Origin of the sequence: Halonatronomonas betaini, assembly GCF_015666175.1 — a bacterium.
In the GTDB taxonomy this organism is placed as follows: domain Bacteria; phylum Bacillota; class Halanaerobiia; order Halanaerobiales; family Halarsenatibacteraceae; genus Halonatronomonas; species Halonatronomonas betaini.
Genome location: NZ_JADPIE010000002.1, coordinates 340,737 through 357,394, shown reverse-complemented (window position 1 = coordinate 357,394; position 16,658 = coordinate 340,737). Strand labels below are relative to the sequence as shown.

The 16,658-nt window shown below is 33.3% G+C and carries 14 protein-coding genes; 13 read left to right on the top strand and 1 reads right to left on the bottom strand.

Annotation, left to right across the window (positions count from 1 at the left end; translation table 11 throughout):
• Positions 1-10 precede the first annotated feature (10 nt).
• Positions 11-514: a hypothetical protein gene (locus I0Q91_RS04770; RefSeq protein ID WP_270453231.1), complete on the bottom strand. Its 504-nt coding sequence runs from the start codon at positions 512-514 to the stop codon at positions 11-13.
• Between the two features lie 240 nt (positions 515-754).
• Between I0Q91_RS04770 and I0Q91_RS04765 the strand changes: the two genes are divergently transcribed.
• From I0Q91_RS04765 to I0Q91_RS04705, 13 genes are all read left to right on the top strand, one after another.
• On the top strand, positions 755-2,278 hold the full coding sequence (locus I0Q91_RS04765; RefSeq protein ID WP_270453230.1) for a glutathione ABC transporter substrate-binding protein: 1,524 nt from the start codon (positions 755-757) through the stop codon (positions 2,276-2,278).
• A gap of 153 nt (positions 2,279-2,431) precedes the next feature.
• Complete coding sequence (locus I0Q91_RS04760) at positions 2,432-2,842, top strand: FMN-binding protein (protein WP_270453229.1); 411 nt, start codon at positions 2,432-2,434, stop codon at positions 2,840-2,842.
• Between the two features lie 100 nt (positions 2,843-2,942).
• Positions 2,943-5,588: a sigma 54-interacting transcriptional regulator gene (locus I0Q91_RS04755; protein ID WP_270453227.1), complete on the top strand. Its 2,646-nt coding sequence runs from the start codon at positions 2,943-2,945 to the stop codon at positions 5,586-5,588.
• 476 nt (positions 5,589-6,064) lie between these two features.
• A complete protein-coding gene (locus tag I0Q91_RS04750) occupies positions 6,065-7,072 on the top strand; it encodes a hypothetical protein (protein ID WP_270453226.1) in 1,008 nt (335 codons plus the stop codon).
• Positions 7,073-7,262: 190 nt separating this feature from the next.
• Entirely contained in the window at positions 7,263-8,264 is a 1,002-nt protein-coding gene (locus I0Q91_RS04745; RefSeq protein ID WP_270453225.1) for a hypothetical protein, read from the top strand.
• Between the two features lie 219 nt (positions 8,265-8,483).
• Complete coding sequence (locus tag I0Q91_RS04740; protein ID WP_270453223.1) at positions 8,484-9,530, top strand: SAM-dependent methyltransferase; 1,047 nt, start codon at positions 8,484-8,486, stop codon at positions 9,528-9,530.
• A 207-nt stretch (positions 9,531-9,737) separates the two neighbouring features.
• Positions 9,738-12,080, top strand: a complete 2,343-nt coding sequence (locus tag I0Q91_RS04735) for a glycoside hydrolase family 3 C-terminal domain-containing protein (RefSeq protein WP_270453221.1) — start codon at positions 9,738-9,740, stop codon at positions 12,078-12,080.
• Between the two features lie 213 nt (positions 12,081-12,293).
• Complete coding sequence (locus tag I0Q91_RS04730) at positions 12,294-12,941, top strand: hypothetical protein (RefSeq protein WP_270453219.1); 648 nt, start codon at positions 12,294-12,296, stop codon at positions 12,939-12,941.
• Positions 12,942-13,001: 60 nt separating this feature from the next.
• A complete protein-coding gene (locus I0Q91_RS04725) occupies positions 13,002-13,265 on the top strand; it encodes a hypothetical protein (protein WP_270453217.1) in 264 nt (87 codons plus the stop codon).
• A 45-nt stretch (positions 13,266-13,310) separates the two neighbouring features.
• Complete coding sequence (locus I0Q91_RS04720; protein WP_270453216.1) at positions 13,311-13,799, top strand: GNAT family N-acetyltransferase; 489 nt, start codon at positions 13,311-13,313, stop codon at positions 13,797-13,799.
• Positions 13,800-13,913: 114 nt separating this feature from the next.
• Positions 13,914-14,525 carry a DUF4342 domain-containing protein gene (locus tag I0Q91_RS04715; protein ID WP_270453215.1) on the top strand — a complete coding sequence of 204 codons (612 nt, stop codon included), beginning with the start codon at positions 13,914-13,916 and terminating at the stop codon, positions 14,523-14,525.
• Positions 14,503-15,186: a response regulator transcription factor gene (locus I0Q91_RS04710; protein ID WP_270453214.1), complete on the top strand. Its 684-nt coding sequence runs from the start codon at positions 14,503-14,505 to the stop codon at positions 15,184-15,186. The genes I0Q91_RS04715 and I0Q91_RS04710 overlap by 23 nt, the downstream gene beginning before the upstream one ends.
• A complete protein-coding gene (locus I0Q91_RS04705) occupies positions 15,176-16,648 on the top strand; it encodes a sensor histidine kinase (protein ID WP_270453213.1) in 1,473 nt (490 codons plus the stop codon). The genes I0Q91_RS04710 and I0Q91_RS04705 overlap by 11 nt, the downstream gene beginning before the upstream one ends.
• Positions 16,649-16,658 lie beyond the last annotated feature (10 nt).

Below are 16,658 nucleotides of genomic sequence, written 5' to 3'. Positions count from 1 at the left end.
AACTCAAAAATTATTGTTCCGGGAGATATCGTTTAATTATATAATAGGCAAGATAGGCTCCTAGATATCCACCAATAAATGAGATGGCCGTCATAATAATAAATGGGATAATAAGTTCTAACACGCTAAAGCCATATCCGCCAGCAAGGTAATAGGTCATCAATAATGAATTAAGGGTGCCAAATAAACTAAAAGACCCAGTAACTAATCTTAATTTCCAGCCCTTGAACTCATCGAGAAATAACCAGCTAATTAATTCAGTCATTAATCCTGCTGAAATTATGGCAAGGCCCATTAAGATTGAAATTAAAGACATTACACCTGCTAGAACGGCAGTTACACCAAAAATAATGCCATTTCTCTTTAATTTATAAACAGGGAAATATAACATGAAACTTGAAAAGACTGTAACACCAACAAATTTTGACCCAGGTATCGGAAAAAGATTGGCGATTAGATAAAATACCCAGCCAAAGACAAAGGTAAGAGCTACAGTTATTGCAATTATTGTCATATCTTTAACTTTATATTTTATTGAGACCCTCCTAATAATTAAGCTGTAAGTAAATTTTAATATATTAATTTTCCAATTGCAATTCAAAATTTAATAGAAATAATAAACCCTGGCTGTTAAGGTTTTATGGCCAGGTTTCTTTATTTGAACAAAGTTGAGTACTGTGATATAGTATAAATACAAATAAAGCATATTAAATTAGTAAAGTTTATTTAAAAAATTATAAAGGAGAAGAATGAGTTGAAGCGTATACCTTTAATATTAATTATAGCAGTAACACTTATATTTACAGGATTTGCCCTTACAGAAGAAGCTATTAGTGCTGAAGAATTAGTTGTAGCTCAGGAAGATAGCCCAGTCTCCCTTGATCCCCATGCTGCAAATGATGGTCCATCAATAAAAGTCTGGACCCAGATGCATGATAATTTAATTCAACTTAATGAAGACATGGAAATAGTTCCTGGTCTGGCTCATGACTGGGAGCAGATTGATGAATTGACCTGGGAATTTAAACTTAATGAAGGAGTGCTTTTTCATAATGGCCAGGAATTAACTGCTGAAGATGTCAAATTTAGTCTGGAAAGATTAATTGATCCTGAGGTTTCAGCACCAGGAGCATTTATTGTAGATTTCATTGAATCTGTTGAGATAATCGATGAATATACAGTTCAGATATCAACTGATGAACCCTTTGCTCCAATTCTTAATCACCTGGCTCATCCAGTTGCTGTAATTTTAAATCAGCAAGCAGTAGAAGAAGCTGGTGATGATTATGGTACTCTTGAGGTTGTTGGTACAGGGCCATTTCAGTTTGTTGAATGGTCGACAGGAGATTATATTTTATTAGAAAGATTTGATGATTACTTTGGTGAAAATGCAGGTGCTGAAACTTTAAGAATAAGGCCAATTGTTGAAGATACTGTTAGATCAATCGAGTTAGAGACCGGTGGCGTTGATATTGCCTACAGTATAGCTCCACCTGATGAGTCTAGATTGCGAGAAATGGAGACAATCATTTTAAGTCCATATGAATCTCTATCATCATTGTATGTTGGAATCAATGCAGAAAAAGAGCCCCTTGATGATGTTAGGGTAAGACAGGCTATTAATTATGCTGTTAATTCTGATGATATACTAGAATTTATCTATGGCGGCCAGGGTGTTAGATCAACTGGACCTTTATCTCCCAATATCTTTGCCCATAATCCAGATTTATATCAGTATGATTTTGATCCAGAAAAAGCTATTGAACTATTAGAAGAAGCTGGCTATGAAGATGGTTTTAGCTTAAGACTTTTAACAACAGATGACCCTTTATTTCAACAATCATCAGAAATAGTACAGAATAATTTAAGTCAAATAGGTATTGATGTTTCTGTAGAAACTAGATCTTTAGGTGACTTTTTAGATGCAACAGCTGAGGGAGAACATGACTTATTTGTTTTAACCTGGGGGACCATTACCGGTGATGCAGATTATGGTTTATATCCACTTTTTCATAGCAGTCAATTTGGTGCACCTGGTAATAGAACATTTTATGCCAATGACAGGGTAGATGAACTTCTTGAAGAAGGAAGAACTGTCGCTGACCAGGATAGACGTCAGGAAGTATATTATGAAGCTCAGGAAATAATAGTAGAAGAGGCCCCCTGGGTCTTTATTTTAAATCCATCAAGATTAATTGGAATCGGACCAGATGCAGAAGGTTTTATTCCCCATCCAATGGTAGCCCATGATTTAAGTAGAGTTAGACTAAACAGATAGAAAATATAAATATTTATATAGAATTAAAATTGGCTGGCCCTAATAAAAAGGCCAGCCTTAAATTTATCTTGACAGCATTTGATAAATAGGTTAATCTTTAATTAATGAATTAATTTTTTATGGTTTAAAATTATAGGCAGGAGTGATTGCTGTATGAACAGGAAGATCAGAAAGATTTTAACGGTTGTTATCTTTATTTTAGTAATTGTATCAATTGGAATTTTTTATCTTTCAAGAGGATTAAATGAAGGCCAGAATATGATAGTCGATCCAATTCCACAGACAGCTCTGGAAGATCTTCCTGATGGTAGCTATAGAGGGCAGCATGATTTTAGGCGCTGGTCCAATGAAGTAGAGGTTATAATTCAGGATAATGAAATTATCGGGATTAACGTAATTGAAGATATGAGATTTGTGAAGGATGATGTCCGGGAAGAGCTTATTACCAGGGTTAAAAATAATCAAACAACAGATATTGATGTAATTACTGGGTCAACAGTTACAAGTAAGGCCTATCTTCAGGCAATTACAACTGCTATTAACCTTGGAGTGGCCGGACAGTAATAAAAAAATTAAAAGCTTATCAACTTAAACACCAGCTTAAAAATTAAGCTGGTTTTCGCTTTTTATTTTAAATGTGATAAAATTATAACAGGTGATTAAAATGATTGAATTCAATTCTAATACTAAAAAACAGATTATATATACCCAGGAAGGTAATTGTCGGGAATGTTATGCCTGCCTCAGGAACTGTCCGGTTAAAGCTATAAAAGTTAGTGATGGCCAGGCTGAGATAATTCAAGATAGGTGCTTAAGTTGTGGCACATGCCTTCATCATTGTTATCGAAATGTTAAATATAGTTATAATTTTTCTGATGAGATAGAAGTATTGGCTAAAAGTAATGAACTCATAGCAGCCCTGGCACCTAGTTTTGCCAGTCAGGAGGCTGCACCTGATGGTAAAGATTGGCCAGATTATCTTAAAGCAAAGGGCTTTAGTGGTTTGATAGAAGTAGGCTCAGCCGCTGATTATCTAGTTAAATTATATTATCAGTTCTGGCAGGAAGAAGCTGATAAAAAAGATTTCTGGCTAAGTTCTACCTGTCCTGTGGTTGTTAGTTGGGCAAATAAATATCTGTCAGTATTAGAAGACCACCTGATACCTTTACCATCTCCAATGGGATTGTTAGCTGAAATCTGGTCCGAGTCAAAATATAGCGGAAATTTTAAATTAGTATTTATTGGCCCCTGCCATGCCAAAAAGGCAGAGTTATCGGCAAGAGAAGATAATCCACCAGTATTGACTTTTTCTGAATTAGAAGAACTGGATTTGAAAGCCTCAAAGGATTTTAGATATATTAAATTAATTGATAGAGATAAACTTCTCAAGGATCGAGAGTTTTCAATGAGTGGTGGTTTAAAAAGATCATTAATTAAAGCTGGGTTTAGAGAAGAAAAAATTTATACAGTTGAAGGAGAAAATGAACTAAATAAACTATTCTCTTATCTTGAAGAGGGTGGTAAGCTTAAAGAAAAACCGGTTTTATTTGATCTTTTATATTGCCAGGGCTGTATAAGTTCAATGGAATTATCTAATAATCCTTTACCATTAAAAGAGGAAAATTTAAGAAAGAATAATCATTTAAATATTTCAGATGATATTGACCGGGAATACCTTGAAATTGCTTCTGGCAATTATAAAAATTATTTAATAGAATTTGATGAAAAGATTGAGACACTTTCAGAGCCGAACGAAGATGAGATTAGAGAAGTCTTAAAGAGAACAGGAAAAGAAGATATAGAAGATGAGCTAAACTGTGGGGCCTGTGGCTATCCAACCTGTTATGATAAGGCCAGAGCTACTTTGAAAGGCCTGGCTGAAGAAAATATGTGTCTGCCTTATTTATTATCAGAGAAAAGAAAAGAGATTGATATAATAAATCAGAATAATCGTCAGCTTGATTTTTTAATTAATTCTTCTGTAGATGGGCTGGCAATAGTTGATTCAACTGGAGAAATCATTAAAGTGAATGAGGCATACCTTGAAATGTTAGGTCAGCCTAAAGAAGATATAGTTGGAGTTAATGCAGATGAATTACAGGAAAAAAGAATAGTTTATCCAGCTATTTCATCATTGACTTTTAAAGAAGGCCGGGACCTGACAATTATTCAGCAGACTTCAACTGGCAAAAAACTCCTGACAACAGCCCGACCAATTTATAATGAAGATGACAGGATAGAGAGAATAATTGTTAATGCAAGAGATATTCATAGCTTAAATTTAGATGTAGGTGATAATAAAGATAGAAAGTTAAAATTATATTTATCTGAAGATAATGGTTCTTCAGAAATAAAAGAGGGGCCTGGAGACCTTATCTGGAAATCGGAAGAGATGGATAATATTATTAATTTATCAAGAAAGATAGCCTATTCTGATTCATCAGTCTTAATTGTTGGGGAGTCCGGAACAGGTAAGGAGGTTATTGCTTCCTATATTCATGATTTATCAGATAGAGAAGGCAATATGGTTAAGATTAACTGTGCAGCTATTCCAGATAATCTTCTAGAATCAGAGTTATTTGGTTATGAAACAGGAGCCTTTACCGGCGCAAGGTCAGAAGGGAAAAAAGGCCTGATTGAAAAAGCTGACGGAGGCACTTTATTTCTTGATGAAATAGCAGAGCTGCCTTTGCAAATGCAGACAAAACTATTACAGGTTATTCAGGAAAAAGAAGTTGCTAGAATTGGAAGTCTGGAAAAGAAAAAAATTGATTTTAGACTTATAACAGCAACTAATAGGGATATTAAAAACCTGGTTGCTTCTGGAGATTTTAGGGAAGATCTTTATTACAGGCTGAATGTAGTATTTATTGAGATTCCACCTTTAAGAAAGAGAAAACAGGATATATTACCGATGGTTAATTTTTACCTGGAAAAATATATGGATAAATATAATAAAAATTTAAGTCTATCTGGAGAAGCAGAGGATTTCTTAATTAATTATAGCTGGCCAGGAAATGTACGGGAGTTAATAAATCTGATAGAAAGGGTTGTTGTTATATCAGATGGAGGAGAGGTTTGTAAAAAAGAATTGAAAGAACTTTCGAAAGTAACTGAGGAAATCAATGAAGAAGATAATATAGCTGTAAATAAGATAATTCCATTAAAAGAGGCTGTTGTGGAAGTCGAGAAAAAGATATTAGATATGGCAAAAGAGAAAGATATGTCAACTTACCAGATGGCAGATTTATTAGGTGTAAATCAATCAACAATTGTAAGAAAACTTAACAAATACTTTTCTGACAATTAATTAAAATAAAAATGAAGGACTGGCAATGCAGTGGCGCATTATTTAATGCGCCACTGCATTTTTATTTTAATTGTGAATTAGTTAATAAAAAATCAACAAGAATGAATATTAATGCTTCTTTTTAATAAGTATTCTTATCTACTAGCTAAAATCACTATTTTTAAAAGGAATATTGTGAAAACAATATCTATAATTTTCTGAATACTTTATTGGTTTAAACGGCAAATCAATGCGTTCATGCATCATTAAAGCTAAAATAAAATTTGTTTAATTATCTTCAGAGATAAAAATAAAAAATAATAATATATATAATTGTTGATATCAAGGGAATCATAAAAAAATATAAGATAAAGCAAATTAACAAAGTGGTTCTGGCATGGAATCTGCAACTATATATAAATAGAAATAAAATAATATTTTTTGCTGAATAATATGAACGTGTTCACAAACACATTAATATCTCTGGAGGGATGTAAATGATTTTATTTAAGACAGGTTTTCTTACATTGAATTTATTCACATTAATTTTATTAGCATCATTTTTCGTTGGTTTTACAAAGATTCACCCATCATTTTATGGACTAATATTATTTATAATTTATATTGGCTTTCTATATAAAACAAAAGAAGATTGGAATATTTTAAATAATAAAGAACCAGGAGAAAAATTATTTGACTTAAAAGATCTTTATAATTTTTTCTCTGTTGTTGTTGGTGGTCTGGTAACATTCTTTTTAGCACAGGAGTTAGGTCTAACAGTAGTTTTGGCGTCAGGATTAGTTGGTGTTATTAGTCATTTAGTATTGCCAAAATATGAAGTGCCAATTTTTTGTGGTTCTTTTGTTGGAATGGCTTCAGCCTCACTTTTACCAGGTTATAGTTATTTAGCGTTTGCTGGCATTATAGCTGGGATAGTCTATGTACTTGGTAAGTTTTCATTTAATGGTTTTGGAGGTAAATTAGGTACAACAGCATTCATTGGTTGTGTGCTAGCTGCTATTTTTACTGGACAGGAATTTGTCGTTAGTTCAATACCCCAGGGTTCTCTGGCAGTCCAGATATTAATATATAGTGTTATTGGTGCTGTTTTAACCTTTGTATTAAATGTTAGACTTAAAAATAGTGCAGTTATAAGTTCTGGTCTGGTAGGTGTGCTGGCTGCGATAATATTACCAGTCATCCATCCTGCTAATGGAGCAACTCTAGCTGTAATGGTTTACTGTGCTTCATTTGCAGGCATGTCAGCAAAGCATAGGATCTCTAATGAACTTCAGATGATTATTGCAGGTATAATTGCTGGATTAATTTTCATATATACATCTCCTTATTTAGGTGGTGCAGGTGGAAAGCTTGGGACAACTGCTTTTGCATCAGTAATAACAGTTAATGGTTTGTCCATAATATTTAATAGATCAACTGTTAAGCTTAGGTCCAGAGTATTATCAAGGCTTCCAGATATGATCAACTTAAAAGAGAGTAGCTAAGAATCTAAATACTAATAATAAAAATTAGATTTTTAAAGCCTAAAGCTGAGTATTAACTTAGTTTTAGGCTTTTTTAAGTTCATTAGATTCATTCCCAATTTTTTATTGCCTTAATAAGAATCATTTGTTATAATAAAGGTAAGCAAATAACTCAACTTTATTTGACTTTGAGATTACTGGAGTGATTTTATTGATATTATTTAAGACAGGATTTCTTATCCTAGACTTTTTTACTATAATAATACTGGCAGTTTTTTTTATAGGTTTAACCAGTCAGTTTTCTTCATTACTGGCTATCGCTTTGATATTAATTCTTGCTGGCTTTTTTTATGAGACAAGAAAAGATTGGTCTAAACTAAATATAAAGGAGACAGAGTTTAGAGCTTATTTTTCAATTGAAGATTTCAATAACTTTATAGCAGTAGTATTTGGGGGCCTGGCAACTTTTGCACTTACTCAAACTCTTGGTTTTTCAGCAGTCCTTGCTTCAGGGTTAATAGGTGTTATAGCGTATATGTTAGTTCCAAAATATGAAGTTCCGGCATTTTGCGGTTCATTTGTTGGGATGGCTTCATATTCATTATTGCCAGGTTATCGCTATCTGATTTTAGCAGGTTTAATTTCAGGAATAGTTTATGTGATTGGAAAATATTCATTTAAAGGATTCGGTGGTAAATTAGGAACAACTGCCTTTATAGGTACTGTTCTGGCAGCAGTTTTTACAGGTCAGAGTTTTTCAGGCGGGTATATTCCTGGAGGGAATATGGTCTATTTATTGATTATATATAGTGTTATTGGTGCGGTATTGACTTATATTCTCCATATTCGGTTTAAATTAAGTGCAGTTTTTAGTTCAGGTATAATCGGGGTTTTAGCAGCATTAATCTTGCCGATATTTCATCCTGCTAATGGAGCAACTCTAGCAGTTATGGCATATTGTGCAACATTTGCAGGTATGTCTTCAAAAGATAGAATATCCAATGAATTTATAATGGCAATCGGGGCGATATTAACTGCATTAATATTTATATTTACTTCCCCTTATTTAAATGGAGCAGGGGGTAAACTAGGTACAATAGCCTTTGCTTCAGTTATAACAATTAAAGGCTTAGCAATTCTTTTGAATAAAATTGTTTACTCTGGTATTTTCAAAGAAAAATATCAGCTTTCAGAAAGCAATCAATCCAGTTGAAAACTCTCCTATATTAATATCGAATGGAAAGAGCCCTTCCTCCTCAGGGAAACTAGGGCTCTTTCTGATTTTTATTATTACTTAATAGAAATAATGTTTATGATTGGCAAAAATCTTTCGAAATAACTTTATATATTTATCGATTTAAAGTATAATAAATATAACCTATAATTATAAGTAAACTAATCATAATTTTATTATTATAAAAGGAGGCTGACAATGAACTTAGATAAAATACTTGCTAAAGGCTGGATTCCAGATCCGCTTTTAAGAATGGCAATAAGATTTAGACTTGCTTCTAAACTCAGAAAACAAAAAATAGAAGATGTAGAAGAAAGAAGTAATCGAAAAAAATTATTCATTGAAGATTTAAAGGATCAGCCAATTGCAATTGAAACAGAGAGGGCAAATGAACAGCATTATGAATTGCCTCCTGAGTTTTTTAAGAAAATTTTAGGTAATAATCTAAAATATAGTTCTGGTTATTGGAGTAAAGATACATCAAAACACGATTTAAGAGGATGTTTAACAAGGGCAGAAGAAGATATGCTAAAACTTAATGCTATTAGAGCTGACCTTCATGATGGCCAGAATGTCCTTGAACTAGGTGCAGGCTGGGGCTCACTAACATTGTATATGGCAGAAAGGATGCCTAAGAGTAGAATAACTTCAATATCTAATTCAGAAAGCCAGATAGAATATATAAAAGAACAGGCAGAAAAAAGAGGTTTAAATAATATAGAAGTTTTCTCAGAAGATATCAATGATTTTCAGCCTGAATTAGAAAAATATGATCGTGTAGTTTCTGTTGAGATGTTCGAGCATATGAGGAATTATCAGAAACTATTTGCTAAAATTTATATGGCTTTAAGACCAGGTGGCAAATTATTTATTCATATTTTTAATCACCATACCTATCCATTTATATATGAGAATAAATCAGAATCTGATTGGATGACCAGACATTTCTTTGCTGGAGGCACAATGCCATCCCAGGATCTATTTAATTATTTTGCAGATGGGCTTGATTTAGAAAATCACTGGGCAGTATCAGGCGAGCATTATAAGAAAACTCTGGAAGCCTGGCTTCAGATGATGGAGAATAATAAAAAAGAAATACAGAAGATATTTATAGACACCTATGGCAGAGATGAAAGTAATAAATGGTGGAATTATTGGAGAACATTCTTTATAGCTTCAGCTGAGTTCTTTGGTTATAAAGAGGGAAATGAATGGTTTATAAGTCATTATCTTTTTAAAAAATAGCATGAAGCCCTATGATATTATATCATAGGGTTTTAGCTCTTTTTAGTTGTTAATTTGTTTCTGGCAGGCTTTTTGATAATTTTATTTATTCTAAATAAAAAGGAAATAAGTAATTAATCGAGAATTGAGTTATAGGAGCAAAAACTTTATAAGATTTTATATAGTTATAATGATTTTTTATTAACAATTATCAGGGGGTTAAAATAAATGAATGATACAAGGATTGAAGAAATAATGGCAGAACTAAGTCTTGAAGATAAAGCTTCTCTCTGTTCAGGGCAGGGATCATGGAATACAAAAGCTATTAAAAAAACCGGGATTCCGGAATTATTGATGACTGATGGTCCCCATGGAGTTAGAAAAGTCAGGGAAGATATCGACGAGCCAGGTATTAAAGATAGCTATAAGGCTACCTGTTATCCGACAGCTTCAGGTCTGGCAGCATCGTGGAATACAGAATTAGTTAATGAAGTTGGATTTGCGTTAGGCCAGGAAGCAAAGGAAATGGATGTGAATATTCTTTTAGGCCCTGGAGCTAATATTAAACGATCGCCTTTAGGTGGAAGAAATTTCGAATATTTTTCTGAAGATCCTTATCTTTCAGGAAAACTTGCGGCTGCTTACATAAAAGGAGTTCAAAGTCAGGGGGTCGGTACATCTTTAAAACATTTTGTTGCTAACAACCAGGAGTTTAGAAGAATGACAATTAATGCAGAAATCCCTGAAAGGGCATTAAGAGAAATTTATTTAAAATCTTTTGAAATAGCAGTCAAAGAGGCCAGCCCCTGGACTTTGATGTCTGCTTATAATAAAGTTAATGGAAAGTATTGCTCTGAACATCCCCGCTTACTTACAGAAATTTTAAGAGAAGAATGGGGTTTTGAGGGTATTGTTATTTCAGACTGGGGAGCAGTTAACGATAGAGTTGATGGACTAAAAGCAGGCTTAGAACTTGAGATGCCAGGAAGTCATGGGATTAGAGATAAAGAGATAGTCTCTGCAGTTAAAAATAATAAATTATCTGAAGAAGTTCTTGATAAGGCTGTCAGAAGGCTTCTTAAAATAATTTTTAAAGCAGAAAATCATGAGAGCCTTGTTGCTGATAAAGCACAGGTAAGCAATTATAATGAGCTTGCTTATAAAGCGGCAACAGAATCAATGGTTTTGCTTAAAAATGAAGATCTGTTACCACTTAATAATCAAAAGAAGATTGCTGTTATTGGTGAGATGGCTAAAAATTTACGCCGTCAGGGTCAGGGAAGCTCACAGGTTAATCCTAGAGAATTAGATAGTTTTTTTGATATCTTCAAAAATAATTTTACTGAGGATACAGAAATAACTTATGATAAAGGTTATTGCCTAGATTGTGTCGAACCAGTAGAGGAGGTAAGTCTTGATAAAGCTAAAGATTATTATCATTTATTAGATGAAGCTAAAGAAAATGCTGCTAATTCTGATGTGGCGATTATTTTTGCAGGTTTGACAGAAGATTTTGAAGCAGAAGGTCAGGATAGAGATAATCTCAGTATCCCAGAAAACCAGGAAGTTTTGATTTATGAAATAGCTTCTGTACAACCCAATACAATTGTAGTTTTAACAAATGGAGCACCAGTTGAAATTCCATGGAAAGATAAAGTTTCTGCTATCTTAGAAGGTTATCTTGGAGGCCAGTCTGCAGCCAGAGCCATTTCTGATATTATTAATGGCAAGGTTAATCCGTCAGGAAAGTTGGCTGAAACATTTCCTGAGACAATAGAAGATACTCCTTCATTCATTAATTTCCCAGGAGAAAGGGATAGAGTTCTTTATGGTGAAGATATTTTTGTTGGCTATAGATATTATGATAAAAAGGAGATCGAGCCAGCTTATCCTTTTGGTTATGGATTAAGTTATACCAGCTTCAGGTATGATAATTTGAATATTTATCAACATTCTAAAAATGATATTGATGCCAGGGATTTAAGTGAGATTATAGCTGAAATTTCTTTTACTATTACTAATACAGGAGCTAGAGCTGGTAGTGAAGTAACTCAACTTTATATATCAGCTGAAAATTCCCAGGTCAGGCGCCCAATTAAAGAATTAAAGGGCTTTGATAAAGTCAAACTTGAACCTGGAGAATCAAAGGAGATTAGTTTTAATATAACTGCAGATGATCTAGCTTATTATGAGCCAGAGATAGCCAATTGGCTTACTGAACCAGGAGATTATCAGGTCTTAATTGGCAGTTCTTCTGATGATATCAGGCTTAGAGATGAGATTAATATTGCCAGCCCGATTACTCCAGGGGTGTCGATTAGACCAGAGTATCATCAAAATTCAACAATTGGAGATATTTATCAGGATCCAGAAGCCTGGGAAGTTCTTCAGGAGGAAATTTCAGATAACCCCAAATTAAAACGGTTTGTTTCATTTGATAATGCTGAAATGGATATTGGCATACCTAATTTTCTGGAATACCTACCATTAAGAAATTTAATTACTTTTACTGAAGGTAATTTTACCAGTAAAGATATTGATCGTATTGTTGATAAGTTAAATAAAAGTTAAAGCATGAAAAAATAAAAAACTAATAAATATCAATTAATCAGAAGCTCCGCCTTATTCCTGGGCGGAGTTTTTTTGAACTTAAATTTAAAAATCCTGATGATTCAGGGGGAACTGCTTTTGTAATATTTATTAAAAGTTTTCTATACTGATAATATTTTAAAAAATTATGATATAATAATAAAAGAAGGAGAATTATTATATTGGAGGGATATGATGATAGATCATAAATTAAGAAAGATATTGGATAATTCATATTTTATTGGCGGTTCTCCTTGTAGCGGCAAGAGTACTATTTCAGAGATCTTATCAACAAAATATGATCTAGAATATCTTAAAATAGATGATTATGAACAGGAACATATAGAAAATGCCAGCCCTGAACAGCATCCTATTATGTATAAATGGTCTCAGATGAGCTGGGATGAAATCTGGATGCGTTCAGTTGAAAAACAGGTGGAAGAGGAATTTGAATTTTATCGAGAAAGATTTTCGATGATTTTAAATGAACTAAAGAAATATCAATCTAATAGTAAAGTTATTCTAGAAAGTGCTGCTCTTTTGCCAGAACTGTTAAAAGAATTAGATTTAGAAAAACACAGAGTTATTTTCTTAATACCATCTAAAGAATTCCAAATTAAATATTACTCGAAAAGAGGTTTTAAAGATGGGATTTTAAAGGAATGCCGTCAGCCAGAGGTGGCTTTTAATAACTGGATGGAAAGAGATCATCTTTTTGGCAAAAAAGTCAGGAAGCAGGCTATGGATATTGGCTATAAAGTAATTGATGTTAATGGGGATAGATCTATTAAAGAAAATTCAAGGCTAGTTGAAGCTCATTTTAGATTAAGAGCCAATAGTTAATTTGATCTGGTTTAATTTTTTGCTTTCTGCTATATTATATTAAAATAAGGAGAAGGTTATATGGAAATAATAGGCCATAATAATTTGCATTCATATTTAGAGGTTGTAGAGGATTTTTTATTAGAAAAAGAAGTAGTAAATAACATGCCTATTGGGGTCCTTTATTCATTAATGGATACGGAAGATGATATCATGAAGGACTTATTTTTGAGCAGGGTTGTAGATAATAATAAAAATATATTACTGGCAATAATGACTCCTCCACAAAATTTAATTATTGTTGGTGAAGATAACGATAAAACAACTGAAAAACTAAGATTTTAGAAGAGTGTAAAAAATTAATTTAAGCTTGAATTTGGAGGTTTAAACATGGAAGATGTTTTATTTAATTTTGTGGATTTCAAAGTTATAAATGAGCCTGATCAGAAAAGTGAAATTTGTTTTAATATAATAAACAATCTAAATGACTGGTTTGGTAACGAAGATGCCAATAGAGAGTATTCCCGGGGAGTAAGAGAAGAGTATTTTCTATCTGCTCTGGTTGAAGATATACCTATAGGCTTTATTTCAATTAAAAATCATAATCAGTTTACAGGTGAAATTTATGTTTTGGGGATATTGGAGGAGTTTCACAATAAGGGTATTGGTAGGAACTTGATTGAGATTGCAAGTCAGCAACTGATTAGAGAGAATAAGAAGTTTCTGACAGTTAAGACCTTAAGTGGCTCTAATCCAGATAAGTATTACAAAAAGACCAGAGCTTTTTATAGGTCAATGGACTTCTATCCCCTTGAAGAGATGCCAGAACTCTGGAGTGAAGAAGAACCCTGTTTATTCATGGTTAAAGTTTTATCTTAGCTATATTCATCAGAAATAAGCCTGATTTTAATCTAATTTTAATCTTATTTAAATTTGTTTTAAATTTCTCGGTGTTATCATTAGGCTATCAAACAAAATAAGGAGGTTATCATAGTGATAACATTTGAGAAAGTTGAGAAGTTAAGAGAATATGCAGGTATTTCTTATGAAGAGGCAAAAAAGGAGCTAGAAAAAACTGATGGTGATTTATTAGAGGCTGTTGTTAATCTTGAAAAAGAGGGGAGAATTAAAAAGCCAGAAGCTAATGGTTATTATAAGTCATCTGGTCAGGAGAAAACAGAAGAATCTATGGAAAAGGTTGATATGAGAAAAGAAGAAAAAACCAGGGGGTCTAATTTCACTGAAACTCTTAAGAATATTTTAAGCTGGGTAAGAAAACTTATTGAAAAGGGTAATTCAAATAACTTTAAGATAATTAAAGATGATAATTTAGTTCTTGAGATACCTTTAACAGCCTTTGCATTATTATTATTCTTTGCTTTTTGGATAGTTATACCGGCAATGGTTATTGGGCTTGTCTTTGGATATCGCTATAATCTTGGTGGTCCAGATTTAGATGAGACAAAAGTTAATAAGGCAATGGATTCAGTTTCAGATGCAACCAGGCAGGCTGTTGATTCAATGACTGATGCAGCAGGTAAATTTTCTAAAGATGACAAAAAACCTAAGGGAGAAAATAATAATGGAGAAAATTCTAATTGTTGAAGATGAAGAAAAATTAGCCCGATTTTTGGAACTTGAACTGGAACATGAGGGTTATGAAGTATCTAAGGCATTAGATGGGAGAGAGGGGCTGGCTTTATTTAAAGCCAGTTCCTTTGATCTTATTTTGCTGGATATAATGCTGCCTGCACTTAATGGAATAGAGGTATTAAGAAGAATAAGGCAGGAATCTGATCTACCAATAATTTTACTTACAGCTAGAGATGCTGTTGTTGATAAAGTTTCAGGCCTTGATAGAGGTGCTGATGATTATATAACAAAGCCCTTTGCCATCGAAGAACTTCTGGCCAGGATCAGGGTTGCATTAAGAAAAAACCAATCTAAAAATAATGCTGTTAATCATATTTTAGAAATAGGAAGATTGTCTTTAAATTCTTCCAGCCGGGAGGTTAAGGTTGATAATCAAGTTGTTGAATTAACCAGAAAAGAATTTGATCTACTGGAATTTTTGCTACAAAACAAAAATATAGTGATGGAAAGAACGACATTGCTTGATAGGATCTGGGGTTTTGATTTTGTTGGAGAGACAAACTCAGTGGATGTTTATGTACGGTATCTTCGCTCAAAATTAGAGGAACCATATGGTTTAAATCTTATAAAAACAGTCCGTGGTGTCGGGTATGTGATAAGAGATGAAGAATAATCTTTCCAGGAAAAGCCGGTCATTAACTCTATCAGATAAGATTAGATCATCAATGGCTTTGAAATTAAATTTTAAGATGTTGATAGGTTTATTTTTTGCTTTTATGGCAATCAACCTATTATTATTTTTTATTTCTGCAGGAATTATAATCTGGCAGGCCGAATCTAAGGCTGTAGATATATTAAATAATGATGAATTATTGGAGATATCAACTAGAGGAGAAGAAATATTAGGTTATCAAATTGAAATAACTGATAGAGAGTTAGATTTTTTAGTTTTGCCAGATTTTATTCAAAGTTGGCTGCCAGTTTCAGGTTATATTAATGGTAGGTCTTTAAATTCAAGTAGTTTAAGAGGTCCAGTCTCCGGGTTGCCTGTGGAACAGATAGAGGCAATCAATTATAAAATAGCAATACCTGTTGAATCAGGATATCAATTGATTAGTTATTCTATTGGTCATGATCTAAAATTACTAATCTATTTAATTTTGATGCTTTTATTCTGTCAGTTGCTTTATATTTTAGGTAGAATTAGAAAGAATAACAGAATGATTAGAGAAACCTTAAAACCACTCTCTGATATGGCTGAGAAGGCAAAGAAACTTCAATCTGAAATAGCTGATTTAAGTTCCAGAAATCCAAATGAAACAATAAAGGACCTTGCTGGTGCTATCAGCAGTATAGATGCTGAGAAACTGGATTATCAATTATCAGTTGATGGGTCTCAGGATGAGCTGAAGTCTCTGGCCCATGCAATTAATGATATGCTAAGAAGGATTAATCAGGCATATCAATCTCAGATACGTTTTGTTTCTGATGCCTCACATGAATTGAGAACACCTATATCTGTTATTCAGGGATATGCAGGTATGATTGATCGCTGGGGCAAACATGATGAAAAGACACTGCAGGAGGCCATTGATGCTATTAAAAGTGAAACTGAGAATATGAAAATGTTAGTTGAACACCTTCTCTTTCTGGCCAGAGGTGATAATGAAGCCATTCAGCTAAATAAGATAAGATTTGATTGTTCTGATTTGATTGAAGAGATAATCTCTGAGACTCAAATTATTGACCAGGACCATAAAATTATAACTGAACTTGAGAAGCCAGCTTTTATTGAGGCTGATGAACAACTATTAAAGCAGGCAGTTAGAATACTGGTAGATAATAGTCTTAAATATACTGAGCCAGGCCAGGAGGTGAAGTTGAAAGCATTCAGTAAAGATGACGAGATTGTGATTCAGGTCCAGGATAATGGGATTGGGATAGCACCAGAGGATTTACCAAATATCTTTGAACGATTCTATCGCTCTGATGAGTCCAGGGCCAGAAAGACTGGCGGTACCGGGCTGGGTCTGGCAATTGCAAAATGGATTATTGAACGTCATGGGGGCCATTTTGAAGTCCTTAGCCGTCAGAATATTGGAACTAGAATCAATGTAATTTTACCAATTAATTAAGGATGTGGTC

What these genes read in the sequence shown, in the direction of transcription:
- I0Q91_RS04770 (WP_270453231.1), bottom strand. Translation starts at nt 514, where the DNA reads ATGACAATAATTGCAATAACTGTAGCTCTTACCTTTGTCTTTGGCTGG.
- I0Q91_RS04760 (WP_270453229.1), top strand. Translation starts at nt 2,432, where the DNA reads ATGAACAGGAAGATCAGAAAGATTTTAACGGTTGTTATCTTTATTTTA.
- I0Q91_RS04755 (WP_270453227.1), top strand. Translation starts at nt 2,943, where the DNA reads ATGATTGAATTCAATTCTAATACTAAAAAACAGATTATATATACCCAG.
- I0Q91_RS04750 (WP_270453226.1), top strand. Translation starts at nt 6,065, where the DNA reads ATGATTTTATTTAAGACAGGTTTTCTTACATTGAATTTATTCACATTA.
- I0Q91_RS04740 (WP_270453223.1), top strand. Translation starts at nt 8,484, where the DNA reads ATGAACTTAGATAAAATACTTGCTAAAGGCTGGATTCCAGATCCGCTT.
- I0Q91_RS04735 (WP_270453221.1), top strand. Translation starts at nt 9,738, where the DNA reads ATGAATGATACAAGGATTGAAGAAATAATGGCAGAACTAAGTCTTGAA.
- I0Q91_RS04730 (WP_270453219.1), top strand. Translation starts at nt 12,294, where the DNA reads ATGATAGATCATAAATTAAGAAAGATATTGGATAATTCATATTTTATT.
- I0Q91_RS04725 (WP_270453217.1), top strand. Translation starts at nt 13,002, where the DNA reads ATGGAAATAATAGGCCATAATAATTTGCATTCATATTTAGAGGTTGTA.
- I0Q91_RS04720 (WP_270453216.1), top strand. Translation starts at nt 13,311, where the DNA reads ATGGAAGATGTTTTATTTAATTTTGTGGATTTCAAAGTTATAAATGAG.
- I0Q91_RS04710 (WP_270453214.1), top strand. Translation starts at nt 14,503, where the DNA reads ATGGAGAAAATTCTAATTGTTGAAGATGAAGAAAAATTAGCCCGATTT.
- I0Q91_RS04705 (WP_270453213.1), top strand. Translation starts at nt 15,176, where the DNA reads ATGAAGAATAATCTTTCCAGGAAAAGCCGGTCATTAACTCTATCAGAT.